We start from the raw sequence: 12,820 nt of genomic DNA on the forward strand, positions 1-12,820 counted from the left end.
GATATTGCATAAATTAATTCCATAAAACTTTCATAAACCTGATAGTAGTATAAAGTTTTTTCTATAAAAGTCAATATGAAATATATAATTTTATTATGCAATATATTGGTATTTACTTGTTTTTAATTAAATTATGAATTTTATTAGATTTGAGGAAGTCAGAGAAGAACAAACTAAATTCCTAGAAGAAGAAAAAGAAAATTTAAATAATCTCAAAGAAGAATTGTCAAATAGTGTAGATGAAAAGATAGATGAAAGAATAGAGAAAAATAATTCTAATTACAATAGTATAATGCTTGAACAGAATCTCAAGAATTTTAAAGAACTATCAGATTTGAGAAAACATTATAAAGAATTAGAAGAAGAGATTGATAAACTTGCTAATAAAGATATTCAATATAATCCTAGCAATTCTAATTTTGAAGAGTTTGCTGATTTCATTAATGAAAGATTGAACAATCAGGAAGCAAAAAATGATGAGTTCATAAAAACTGTAAATGATATTTTAAATAAAAATAATATAAAGTATGAAGAGTTATTTGATTCAGTAAGCAGAAAATCTGAAGTTTATAATGATGTTAATAATAATTCTGAATATATAAGATATGTGAAAAATAAAGAGGAAAGATGTAAAGATATTAATGCAGATAGAGTAATTAAAGATAATAAAACATTAGATAAAAAAATAAGCGATGTTGCTATATTATCCATTTCTATTTTTGCAGTTATAGTTGTTATATTTTTAGCATATCAGCTGCTGTAATTTTGTATGAAGATGTGTATATGTTTTTTGATAATAAAGCAGATAAATTTGTCTATGAAAGAGAATATTTATCATTGGGGCATAAATATATATGCGGTATAGATGAGGTAGGAAGGGGCTGTTTATTTGGTCCTGTTACAGCTGCTGCGGTTATAATGCCTTTAGAACTTTACAATGATACTGAATTAAAAATAGAAAATATAGTAGAAGAAGTTGATGATTCAAAAAAAATATCTGCTAAAAAAAGAGAAGAGCTTTATGATAAAATTATAGATAAGGCTTTATCTTTTAGTATTTACTCGGTTGATTCAAAAACTATAGATGAGATAAATATTTATAATGCCGTAAAACTCGCTATGATTAATGCGGTTGAGAAATTGACTATTAAACCTGATATATTATTAATAGATGCTCTAAAATTGGATACTAATATAAAGCAATGTTCTATAATTAAAGGCGATTCTAAATCCTATAGTATAGGCTGTGCAAGCATATTAGCAAAAGTATACAGAGATAGAATGATGAATGAGCTTTCAGATTTTTATCAGAAATATAAAGTTTCAAAAAATAAAGGATACGGCACTAAAGAGCATATAAAAGCCATAGAAATGTACGGACCAAGCGATATGCATAGATACTCTTTTGAGCCTGTAAAATCAAATTATAAAAAAACAGAAGATAATTTATTATTATAAAATACTTGTCTTTGATAAATTTTATGATAATATATTTATATGATTAATAATATAAAATTAGTAGCAACCGATTTAGACGGCACATTTTTTAATGGTAATAGTTCTATAAGCGATTATAATAAAAATATTTTTCAATTTCTGATGAAAAACGGTATAGAAATAATACTTGCTACAGGAAGATCTTTCAGCGGTATGAAGCCGTATAAAGATATTCTCTCTAATAATAATTATTCTATAATATTTAATGGTGCTATAATAATAGATAATAAAGAAAATTTTATATATGATAGGGTTATAGATTCTGATACATCAAAATCTATTATAGATATTTATGATAAGTATAATGTTCATTTGCATGTTTATAAGGGAAATAGACATATAGCATCGGAATCTGATTTTTATTTGGAGAAATATATTAGAAAGTCAAAAATTAATGATATATCTATAGGTTTAGAAAATATTGATAATTTTGAATTTAATAAAATGGTATTCATAGGTGATAGAGAAGAGCTAGAAATACTTCAAAATGATATAAGAAATAATTTTAATGTTCATACATGTTTTTCACACACTAATTTTTTAGAGATATTGGCTTCAGGTGTTAATAAAGGCATTGCTTTGGAATGGATATGTTCTAAAAAAGGAATAAACAGAGATGAAATAATAGCTTTTGGGGATAATTATAATGATATTGAAATGATAGAATATGCAGGAATTGGTGTTGCTATGGGAAATGCAGAAGATGAATTAAAAAGAAAAGCCGATTATATATGTTTAAGTAATAATGAAGACGGAGTAGGAAGATTTTTAAAAACATATATGAAATTTTAGTTATATAAGTTTTATTAAATATATTTTTATCAACGGCCTATTGACATTTTTTATATTTAATGTTATATTTCTTTCAATGTCTATGCGGGAATAACTCAGTTGGTAGAGTTTCTGCTTGCCATGCAGACTGTCGCGGGTTCGAGTCCCGTTTCCCGCTCATTAATAAACCCCAATAGATATGTTTTTTCTATTGGGGTTATTTTTTTATTTTTTAATTTAAAAAAGGTATTGTTAAAAATGGATATTAAAGATTTAAATTTTGAAACTTCAACCGATGAAAAAGATTTAGTTACACTTAAAATTACTATTTCTAAAGATGCTTATGATAAAGAATTGGAAAAGCAAATAGAATATTATAAGCCTAGAGTTAATGTTAAAGGTTTTAGAGTAGGGCATGCCCCTAATAATATTATACTTTCCAGATACAGAGATGCTTTGGAAGGTGCTACTAATGAAGTTTTGATAGAAGAGGCTTGGAATACTTATCATGATGAAAAAAATGTTAAGGCCTTAGGTACTCCTAAACTTCTTAATTTAGAAAAGAAAGATGACGGACTTCATCTTGATTATGAATATTATCCTATACCTGAATTTGATTTGCCTGATTTGTCATCTATCAATGTAGAAAAAAATAAATATACAGTTGATGACAATGTTGTAGAAGAAGCTTATAAACTTTCTCTTCAAAGATTTTCTCATTTTGAAGAAAGTGAATTGAAATCTGAACTTGGAGACAGAGTTTTTGTAAAAATAGAATTTGATGATGATGAAAATAAAAAGTATGATAAAGAACTTACTGTAGTAGCAAGCGACGATGAAAATGAAAGCATATTTGCTAGAAATGCTATCGGTGTAAAAAAAGATGATAAAAAACTCCTTAAAACTTATGTTGACGGCAGAGAAGCTACTTTAATGATGAATATAGTAAAAGTAGAAAAACCAGATATGAAAGATGATTCCAAAGAAGAAGACAGACAAAAAGTAAAAGAATCTTTGAAAGAACATTTAATAAAAAGAGCAGAAGACAGAGCTAATAGCGAACTTATTAATGATACATTATTTAATAAATTAATAGAGTTAGTTAATATCACGCTTCCTAAAGGTTATTTTGAAGAGCAATTAGAAATCTCTTTAAATGAATTTGATAGATCTATGTCCAGCAGAGGAATGAGCAAAACAGATTTCTTAATTTCAGTTGCAAAAACAGATGAAGATATTAAAAAAGAATATGAAGAAAATGTAAGAAAGCAAATAACTTTTGATATGATTATGGCTAAACTTTCAGAAACTTATAAAGATTCTATAACAGTGAATGAAGAAAAAGCTAAAGAATATGCTAATAGAATGTATCAGTATCAAAGCTATATGGGACTTGCTAAACTTCCAAAAGAAGAACAGCAGAATATAGTTAATTATATAATGCGTGATGCACATACAAGAGCTACTTCTGAAGCTATAATGGACTATGTTAAAGAGCATGTAAATGTTTCAGAAAAAGATGCTGGTGAATTTAAGCCTGAAGAAAGCGATATTTGGGGCGGATATTAATAATTAATTATATGTAGAGGTAATATAGAATGGAGAAGAATTATATGACTATACCTTATGTAATAGAGCAAACAAGCAGAGGAGAGCGTTCCTACGATATATATTCCAGACTTTTAAAAGACAGAATTATATTTTTGGGCGGTGAGATTAATGATGATGTTGCTAATGTAGTTATAGCACAGCTTTTATTTTTGGAATCAGCTGATCCTGAAAAAGATATTTCACTATATATAAATAGTCCGGGAGGAGTTGTTACTGCTGCTTTGGGTATGTATGATACTATGCAGTATGTTAAGCCGGATGTTGCTACTTTATGTGTTGGACAGGCTGCTTCAGCAGGTGCTTTGCTTCTTGCCGGAGGAGCTAAAGGTAAAAGATTTGCAACTGCAAACTCAAGAATAATGATACACCAGCCTTCAGGAGGCTCCAGAGGTATGGTTACCGATATGGAAATACAGCTTAAAGAAACTATTCGTTTGAAAAGCATACTTAATAATATTATGGCTAATCATACAGGTCAGGATATTAAAAAACTTGAAGCTGATATGGATAGAGATTATTTTATGAGTGCTGATGAAGCTAAAGAGTATGGAATTATAGATAAGGTTTTTTCCAGCAGAGAATAATTTTTTTAGTATTAAAATATAAAAGCTAATAATCTTTTTATTAAGTTTATTAGCTTTTAATTTTTTTATTGTAATTTTTTATTTTAATTTTTTATTTTAATTTTTTATTGCAATAGTTCTATTATAATATAGAATATGTTAATTAAATTTAAATTATTTTTATAAAAAATAATATGGTTGTATTGGAGAGATATGTCTAAAAAGAATAATGATAAAAAAGAAGTTTGTTCTCTATGCGGAAGAGAATTAAAAGAATTAAGCCGATATATTGAAGGCAATGAAGGATATTTATGTTCTGATTGTTCTGCTATAGCAAATGATTATTTTAACATGAATGTTCAAAAGAAAAAATCTAAAGAAAAAGATTATGATATAAAAATACTTCCTCCGAAGCAGATAAAATCTTTACTAGATGAATATGTTGTAGGACAGGATTATGCTAAAAAAGTTTTGTCTGTTGCTGTTTATAATCATTATAAGAGAATAACACAGAATACTGAAGATAAAAACGATGTTGAGATAGAGAAGTCTAATGTACTTTTGATAGGTCCTACAGGAAGCGGTAAAACATTACTTGCCCGTACTTTAGCTAAGGCTCTGAATGTGCCTTTTGCCATTGCTGATGCTACTACTGTAACAGAGGCTGGATATGTGGGTGATGATGTTGAAAATATTTTACTCAGACTTATACAGAATGCTGACGGCGATATAAAATTAGCTGAAAAAGGAATAATATACATTGACGAGATAGATAAAATTTCCCGTAAAAGTGAATCCCGTTCTATTACAAGAGATGTATCAGGCGAAGGCGTACAGCAGGCATTATTAAAAATTGTGGAAGGTACTGTTGCTACTGTTCCTCCTCATGGCGGAAGAAAACATCCGCATCAGGATAATCTGCATATAGATACTTCTAATATACTTTTTATATGCGGAGGGGCTTTCATTGATATAGAAAAATCTATTGCTGAGAGAACTTCTAAAAAAGGTTTGGGTTTTGCAGCTGAGGTTAATTCTATAGATAATCTTAATTATGATGAGATAATGAAAAATATTTCTACAGAAGATTTAGTTAAATATGGACTTATACCTGAGCTTATAGGAAGGCTTCCTGTCATAGCTACTTTGGAAGAGCTTAAAGAGGAAGAACTTATGAAAATATTAAAAGAGCCTAAAAATGCTTTGACTAAACAGTATCAGAAATTATTTTCTTATGATAATATAGAATTAAAAATAGATGATGAGGCATTAAAATCAATAGTGAAAAAAACTATGGAAGAGCATACAGGAGCAAGAGGTTTAAGAGCTTTATTTGAGCGGGTTATGCTTGATGCTATGTACGATATGCCTAATGATAGTAAAGAAAAACAAGTCTTTGAGCTTGATAAAGAATATGTTGAAAGCAGATTGGGGGCTATTGCCATAAGCGAATAATTTTATGTATTTAATTATATTATAAATAAAAAAATAACAAAATAATTTTTTAGGGAGTTTTAATGTTACCAGTAAATGATTTAAGAAAAGGTGATGCTATAATTTTAGACGGAGAAACTTATTTAGTTGTAGATGCACATTTTCACAGAGCACAGCAGAGAAAAGCAAATGTAAAAACAAAATTAAAAAATATGCTTAAAGGAAATATGATAGAAAAAACTTTTTCTTCTACTGAAAGTGTTGAAGAAGCTGATTTATCATATAAAAAAGCCCAATATCTTTATGAAGAGGGTGATAGCTATGTGTTTATGATATTAGATAATTATGAGCAGGTTCATGTAAGTGCTGATATTTTGGGCGACAGCAAATATTATTTATTAGACAGCAGCGAAGTTGATTTACAATACATTAATGATGAAGTTACAGCTGTTCGTTTCCCTATTCATGTAATATTAGAGGTTACTTATACAGAGCCTGGTTTTAAAGGCGATACTACAGGTTCTACTTTGAAGCCTGCTAAACTTGAAACAGGCATAGAGGTTAATGTGCCTTTATTCATTAATATCGGAGATAAAATTAAAGTTGATACTAGAGATGACAGCTATGTTGAGCGTGTAAATAAATAATGCTTTATATATTATATATCATCTCAGCTTTATTTTTGTTAATAACTATATTTTTTATTAAAGTTAATTATTTGATATATATTGCAATAGCTTTTTTTATACTTCATATAATATTTACTAAATCTATTTTTATGACTATAAAAAAGCTATTGTATTTAATACCATATTTTCTAGCTATATTTCTAATTCAGGCTTTAAACTCAAGAGGAGAGTATTATAATTTATTTGGTTTTTATATAGATAAAGTGGGTGCTGATTTTACTATTATATATTTTATTAGAATAGCTTCTGTTCTTTATTTATTATCAATTTTCTTTATTATCATAAAAAAGTTAAAAGTTCCTGGAGGATACATTTTTGACGAGATGATAAGAATAAGTATTTTTATGCAAATAGTAAGAAAATCGTTTTTTGCAGAATTTGCTAAAATAAGGGATAAAAATAAAACTTTTAAAGATAAGTTTAATTTAATAAAAAATTTACTTGAGAATGTTTATAATGATTCTTTTAAACTTTATCCTTATGATATGCTAATTTATCACTACAGAAATTTAAAAAAATAAATTTATTCTAATTTGCCCGCCCTCTATATTTACTGCTTTATTTTTTGTAAGAATTTTATTATTTTTCATTGTTTAATTCAGACATTATAGTATCCCACCCAAGCGGAGTTTAAATTTTTTATTTCTCAAACGCACGGTTAGTGAATCTAAAGTTTTTAAATTAATTATAAATACAATTTTTATTATATTTTAAATTTTCCTAACCGTGCGGTAAAGAATACAATAAACCTAATAACAACTAGGGTGGGGCATGCTTTTTCTTTTTTAGCCGTATATCTTATCAAAACTATTAAAATACAGTGTTAGCAATAAATTTAAAGGGCGGGGTATGTAATTGATTTTAATAAAAAAGGAAATCAGTAAAACCGACTTCCTTTTTATTTAATTTAATTTTTTATTTTCAAATTACTTTTCTAAATAAGAGTAATGGAATCTATATTTAGCTAAAGGATCTAATTTATAATCTTTAAGCTGTTTTGAAACCATTAAAGCATTTGCTCTATAATGTATAGGTATTATAGGCATATCATACATAAGTATTTTTTCAGCATCATGAAGAACTTTCATTCTTTCTTCTGGATTAACTATATGTTTAGAGCTTTCTATAAGTCTGTCATATTCAGGATTATTATATCCAGGATTACTTGGAGCATAACTTAAATATAATTCCAGCATAGTCATAGGATCATTATAATCACCTGTCCAGCCGCTAAGCACCATTTGATAACTTAAATCTCTGAAACTCTGAAGTATAACAGACCATTCTCTAGGTACTATAACAGCATCAACACCAATATTCTTCCACATTTGCTGTATAGCTTCAACCATAACAACATTTCCGTCATTTGATACTAAAACTTCTAAAACAGGATAATTCTCCCCATTAGTATATCCTGCTTTAGCCATCAATCTTTTAGCTTCTTCTATATTTTTCTGATAATCATTGCTTTGTACGCTTATATAATCTCCCCCTTTAGCTCTGAATTCACCTTCATAATCACTGATTAAAGGAGGAACAAAAGCACCAGCAGGTTTCTGACCGGATTTATTTATTGAATCTACTATATAGTTTCTGTCAATAGCAAGAGCTAAAGCTCTTCTCACTCTGGAATCTTTTAATGCTTCATTTGTAAGATTCATTTCAAAGAATACAGTACCATACGCCTGATTCATCACAATTAATCCTTCTTTTTGCAGATTCTCAACTTCCTGAGCAGGTACTAAAGTAGAAAAATGTATTTGCCCGTTTCTTAAAGCAGCCAATGCAGTATTTTTATCTGATATCATTGATACAGTAATTTTTTTGGCGACTATTGAATCTTTATCATAATAGTTAGTATTAATTTCCATAACTATTTTGTCGTCTCTTATTCTTTCAGTCATTTTATAAGGTCCGTTGCCGATATAGCTTTCAGGGTTAGAAACCCAATCATCACCATATTTTTCTATAATGTCTTTTCTAACAGGTACAAACATATCAGCAAGTTCTAAAAAGTATGCAGTAGGATTTTCTAATGTTATTTCTATAGTATAATCATTAATCTTTTTTATTCCTAATTCTTCAACATTAGTATCACTGCTTGATATTTTTAAAGCATTTTTTATAGGTGCCATAAGTGAAGCATAAGGAGCAGCAGTATTAGGATCAACAAATCTTCTATAGCTATATACAAAATCATCAGCGGTAACAGGTACTCCGTCAGACCATTTTGCATTGGTTCTTAAATAGAATGTATATGTAATTCCATCTTCACTCATTTCATATTTTTCAGCCATTCCCCCAACTAATTTTCCCTCTTTATCTTTTTTCATAAGCCCTTCAAAAAAATGTCTTATATAAACAGTACCTGCACTTGCAGTATTAAGATGAGGATCTATAGTAGCAACTTCTCCTCCTAAGGAGATAGCTATTGAATCATCTTTAGCTTCTTTAGATGAGCATGAAAATATAAAAAATGATAAAATAACTATTGAGATTAAAATTTTTTTCATTGTATTCATCCTTTTATAAGTATGTTATATTTTAGTATGAAATTATAAAAAGTACAAATTTTTATAGAAATATTATTAACTTAAATAATATATTATTTATTATCTATATAGCAGTAGTTGAATCTGTGTTTTCCAAATGGATTTAAAACAAGCCCTTTTAAATTAGTTGATACTATGAAAGAATCAGCTCTGTAATAAAGAGGTATAATTGGCATTTCATCTAACAATATAGCCTCAGCCTGCTTCATATTATCTATTCTGAAACTGTTATTTGTATATATTGTCTTAGCTTCCATTATTAGTTCATCATATTTTGCATTAGAAAAACCTGAATGATTAACCCCTCCATAACTAACCATAATATCAAGCATAGTCATCGGATCATAATAATCCCCTGTCCATCCCATTCTTGCAATTTGATATCTTTTTTTTGTAAGAGATAATAAAGTAATAGGAAATTCCTCTTCTAAAAGTTTGACATCAATATTGAGATTTTCTTTCCACATTTTTTGTATAGCTTCTCCTACTTTATGAAATAATCCCGGAGATACTTTAAGTTCTAAAATGGGGTAGTTTTTTCCATCAGGATATCCTGACTCTTTCATTAATTCTTTTGCTTTTATTATGTTTTTATCATAGTTATCAATATCTATAAAGTTTGATGATTCTTCTCTAAAATAATTATTTAATCCCTTTATAGCAGGCGGTACAAAAGCACCAGCAGGAGTCTGAGATCCTTTTATTATATTATTAACTATATATTTTCTATCTATAGCAAGTGATAAAGCCTGTCTTACTCTTTTATCATTTAAAGCCCCATTAGTTATATTTAATTCTAAATAAATTGTTCCTATAGCATTGTTTGCTCTAATAAGTCCTTTTTCTTTAAGATACTCTATTTCTCTAGATGAAGGTTCTAAAGATGAGAAATGTACTTCATTTTTATCAATTTTTTCTATCATATCAAATACATCAGCACTAGATATAAAAGTGAGCCTTTCAGCAACTATTTCATTTTGATCATAATAAAAAGGATTTTTTTCAAATATTATTTTTTCATTTTCTATTCTATCTTTAAGTATGTACTGCCCATTGCATATATAGTTTTCTGGTTTTAAAGTCCATTCACTTCCATATTTTTCTATTATATCCTCTCTCAATGGCAGAAATACAGTAGAAGATGCTAAAAAATCAGTAAAATATAAAGACGGAGTTTCCAATACCACTTTTAATGTATTATCATTTACAACTTCTATTGCTAAATTTGTAATATCCATAACTCCAAGATTTATATTTTTAGCATTTTTTATTATTTCAAGCATATATGCGTATGGAGCATTTAAAGTTTTATCTAAAGCTCTTTTCCATCCGTATTCAAAATCCCTAGCTGTAACCGGTTTCCTATCAGACCATTTGGCATTAGTTCTCAAATAAAAAGTATATGTAGTTCCATCTTCAGAAATATCCCATTTTTCAGCCATTCCCGGCTTTATATCATTGTTTTTATCAATTTTTGTGAGTCCCTCAAAAGAATGCAGTATGTAAGCAGCAACTACTCCTATAGAGTTTAGTGTAGGATCAATACTTACAGGTGCACTTCCCATATTAATAATTATATCTTTACTTGAATTTGTTATATAATTTTTATTACAGGAAAATATTATCAGCGATATAAAAATAAATAAAATTTTTTTTATGTACACAGATACCCCCCTAAGAAAAGAACTAATATATTTATAATATTATATTTTTTTTATATAAAGTCAATATAGTTATGATTTTAATAAATGCATATATTATTTGAATTAAGATTATATAAATTTTTATTTATCTTTATATAATATATAAGTTATTGATATTGTTCATTATGTCTTAATGTATCATATTTATGAAATTAATATGTAATTATAAAATTTTTAATAGAGAATATTTTTTTTATAAATAAAAATTTGATTAAATATAAATTTTTCAGTATACTTTTTATTATTATACCAATATCAAGTATATATTGATTATGTTTTGATGTATTATGTTTTTTGAAATTAGTATTTAAATATATTGTAAAATAAAAATAAGTGCATAGTTTAGTAGTATGTAACTTTATTTGTGTTTAAATTATATTTATAAGTAACATTTATGTATATAATATATCTTTATTCACAATAAATAGTATTTATTAATATATACTTAAAAAGTCTAAATATTAAATAAAAATTAATTAAAAAAAACGTCTAGAAATGAAAATTTATTTGACAATTGAATTTTATTTTACTATACTAGAGTTTATTAAAATAACAATTAAATTTTATTCAAAAATATTAAGTGGGGAGTTTTTTATGGATTTTAAAGCATTATACAAGCAAAAATTAACAACAGCTGATGAAGCAGTAAAAGTAGTTAAATCAGGAGATTGGATTGATTATGGTTGGGTAGTTGCTACAGCCATAGATTTGGACAAAGCCCTAGCAAAAAGATTACCTGAATTAACAGATCTTAATTTTAGAGGCGGTATATTGATGTGGGAACCTGAGATTTTCAAGATAGAAAATCCAGAAAAACATATTACATGGAATTCATGGCATATGGCAGGTTTAGAAAGAAAAGCAGTAGACAGGGGTTTCTGTTTTTATGATCCTATTCGTTATTCAGAAATGCCAAGATACTATAGAGATTTACCAAGAGGAATAGATGTAGCAATGTTCCAAGTATCAGAAATGGATGAAAACGGATATTTCAATTTTGGTCCTAATGCTTCTCATATGCAGGCTATGATAGAAAGATGTAAATGTGTTATAGTAGAAGTTAATAAAAATATGCCAAGATGTTTAGGAGCTGCTAATATAGGCGGAGAAGCAGTACATATCAATCAAGTAGATATGATAGTAGAAGGCAGCAATCCTCCTATAAAAGAAATGCCAGCAGGCGGAGCTACAGAAGTAGATAAAACAGTTGCTAAACTCATAGTAGAAGAAATACCAAATGGTGCTTGCTTACAATTAGGTATAGGCGGTATGCCTAATGCTGTAGGTTCTTTAATAGCAGAATCAGACTTAAAAGATTTAGGAGTTCATACAGAAATGTATGTTGATGCTTTCGTAGATATATCTTTAGCTGGAAAAATCACAGGTTCTAAAAAGAATATAGATAAAGGCAGACAAACTTATGCATTCGGTGCCGGTACTAAAAAACTTTATGATTATATACATAATAATCCAGAATGTTTATCAGCTCCTGTAGATTATACTAATGATGTAAGAGTAATATCTTCTATAGATAACTTTATGTCAATAAACAATGCTGTAGAAATAGACTTATTCGGACAAGTAAGTGCTGAATCAACAGGCTTCAAACACATAAGCGGAGCAGGCGGACAATTAGACTTCGTATTAGGTGCTTATCTATCTAAAGGCGGAAAAAGCTTTATCTGCTTATCTTCAACAGTTACAGGAAAAGACGGACAATTAAAATCAAGAATAGTTCCAAGCTTTACTAATGGTACTGTTATAACAGATACAAGAGCTAATACTCATTATGTAGTAACAGAATATGGTAAAGTAAACTTGAAAGGTTTAACTACTTGGCAAAGAGCTGAAGCTTTAATATCAATAGCACACCCAGATTTGAGAGACGGATTAATTAAAGAAGCAGAAAAAGCTAAAATTTGGAGAAAAAGCAATAAATAAATTTGAAAATTGATTATCATTTTATATACTATTAATTAAATAATATTGTTATAAGGAGA

Annotated in this window: 11 protein-coding genes and 1 tRNA gene; 10 read left to right on the plus strand and 2 right to left on the minus strand. The window is 27.9% G+C overall.

All coding sequences use genetic code 11. The features are described from left to right. Positions 1 to 133 precede the first annotated feature (133 nt). From BFL38_RS07800 to BFL38_RS07840, 9 genes are all read left to right on the plus strand, one after another. The gene (locus tag BFL38_RS07800; RefSeq protein ID WP_069726531.1) at positions 134 to 763 is read left to right on the plus strand and encodes a hypothetical protein; all 630 of its coding nucleotides are present in this window, start codon (positions 134 to 136) and stop codon (positions 761 to 763) included. 20 nt (positions 764 to 783) lie between these two features. After that, positions 784 to 1,458 carry a ribonuclease HII gene (rnhB, locus tag BFL38_RS07805; RefSeq protein ID WP_069726532.1) on the plus strand — a complete coding sequence of 225 codons (675 nt, stop codon included), beginning with the start codon at positions 784 to 786 and terminating at the stop codon, positions 1,456 to 1,458. A 39-nt stretch (positions 1,459 to 1,497) separates the two neighbouring features. Next, positions 1,498 to 2,289: a Cof-type HAD-IIB family hydrolase gene (locus BFL38_RS07810; protein ID WP_083249405.1), complete on the plus strand. Its 792-nt coding sequence runs from the start codon at positions 1,498 to 1,500 to the stop codon at positions 2,287 to 2,289. Between the two features lie 84 nt (positions 2,290 to 2,373). After that, positions 2,374 to 2,446 (plus strand) — tRNA-Gly (locus tag BFL38_RS07815). A gap of 80 nt (positions 2,447 to 2,526) precedes the next feature. Continuing rightward, positions 2,527 to 3,837: a trigger factor gene (locus tag BFL38_RS07820; RefSeq protein ID WP_069726533.1), complete on the plus strand. Its 1,311-nt coding sequence runs from the start codon at positions 2,527 to 2,529 to the stop codon at positions 3,835 to 3,837. 44 nt (positions 3,838 to 3,881) lie between these two features. Then, complete coding sequence (gene clpP / locus BFL38_RS07825) at positions 3,882 to 4,463, plus strand: ATP-dependent Clp endopeptidase proteolytic subunit ClpP (protein WP_008729298.1); 582 nt, start codon at positions 3,882 to 3,884, stop codon at positions 4,461 to 4,463. A 192-nt stretch (positions 4,464 to 4,655) separates the two neighbouring features. Further along, complete coding sequence (gene clpX / locus BFL38_RS07830) at positions 4,656 to 5,897, plus strand: ATP-dependent Clp protease ATP-binding subunit ClpX (protein ID WP_069726534.1); 1,242 nt, start codon at positions 4,656 to 4,658, stop codon at positions 5,895 to 5,897. Between the two features lie 62 nt (positions 5,898 to 5,959). Further along, entirely contained in the window at positions 5,960 to 6,523 is a 564-nt protein-coding gene (efp, locus tag BFL38_RS07835) for an elongation factor P (RefSeq protein WP_008723578.1), read from the plus strand. Further along, the gene (locus BFL38_RS07840; protein ID WP_069726535.1) at positions 6,523 to 7,086 is read left to right on the plus strand and encodes an energy-coupling factor transporter transmembrane component T family protein; all 564 of its coding nucleotides are present in this window, start codon (positions 6,523 to 6,525) and stop codon (positions 7,084 to 7,086) included. The genes efp and BFL38_RS07840 overlap by 1 nt, the downstream gene beginning before the upstream one ends. Positions 7,087 to 7,491: 405 nt before the next feature. Here the strand turns inward: BFL38_RS07840 and BFL38_RS07845 are convergent, their stop codons facing one another. Both BFL38_RS07845 and BFL38_RS07850 read right to left on the minus strand, forming a co-directional pair. Further along, positions 7,492 to 9,078: a peptide ABC transporter substrate-binding protein gene (locus BFL38_RS07845; RefSeq protein WP_069726536.1), complete on the minus strand. Its 1,587-nt coding sequence runs from the start codon at positions 9,076 to 9,078 to the stop codon at positions 7,492 to 7,494. A gap of 92 nt (positions 9,079 to 9,170) precedes the next feature. Then, complete coding sequence (locus tag BFL38_RS07850; RefSeq protein ID WP_083249406.1) at positions 9,171 to 10,781, minus strand: peptide ABC transporter substrate-binding protein; 1,611 nt, start codon at positions 10,779 to 10,781, stop codon at positions 9,171 to 9,173. Between the two features lie 633 nt (positions 10,782 to 11,414). Between BFL38_RS07850 and BFL38_RS07855 the strand changes: the two genes are divergently transcribed. Then, a complete protein-coding gene (locus BFL38_RS07855; RefSeq protein ID WP_069726537.1) occupies positions 11,415 to 12,761 on the plus strand; it encodes a butyryl-CoA:acetate CoA-transferase in 1,347 nt (448 codons plus the stop codon). Positions 12,762 to 12,820: the final 59 nt, after the last annotated feature.

It is taken from the genome of Brachyspira hampsonii (genome assembly GCF_001746205.1).
Lineage (GTDB): Bacteria > Spirochaetota > Brachyspiria > Brachyspirales > Brachyspiraceae > Brachyspira > Brachyspira hampsonii_B.

Bases quoted from the DNA above. Each gene is read 5' to 3' on its own strand.
- BFL38_RS07800 (WP_069726531.1), top strand. From the start codon at position 134: ATGAATTTTATTAGATTTGAGGAAGTCAGAGAAGAACAAACTAAATTC.
- rnhB (WP_069726532.1), top strand. From the start codon at position 784: ATGTTTTTTGATAATAAAGCAGATAAATTTGTCTATGAAAGAGAATAT.
- BFL38_RS07810 (WP_083249405.1), top strand. From the start codon at position 1,498: ATGATTAATAATATAAAATTAGTAGCAACCGATTTAGACGGCACATTT.
- BFL38_RS07820 (WP_069726533.1), top strand. From the start codon at position 2,527: ATGGATATTAAAGATTTAAATTTTGAAACTTCAACCGATGAAAAAGAT.
- clpP (WP_008729298.1), top strand. From the start codon at position 3,882: ATGACTATACCTTATGTAATAGAGCAAACAAGCAGAGGAGAGCGTTCC.
- clpX (WP_069726534.1), top strand. From the start codon at position 4,656: ATGTCTAAAAAGAATAATGATAAAAAAGAAGTTTGTTCTCTATGCGGA.
- efp (WP_008723578.1), top strand. From the start codon at position 5,960: ATGTTACCAGTAAATGATTTAAGAAAAGGTGATGCTATAATTTTAGAC.
- BFL38_RS07840 (WP_069726535.1), top strand. From the start codon at position 6,523: ATGCTTTATATATTATATATCATCTCAGCTTTATTTTTGTTAATAACT.
- BFL38_RS07845 (WP_069726536.1), bottom strand. From the start codon at position 9,078: ATGAAAAAAATTTTAATCTCAATAGTTATTTTATCATTTTTTATATTT.
- BFL38_RS07855 (WP_069726537.1), top strand. From the start codon at position 11,415: ATGGATTTTAAAGCATTATACAAGCAAAAATTAACAACAGCTGATGAA.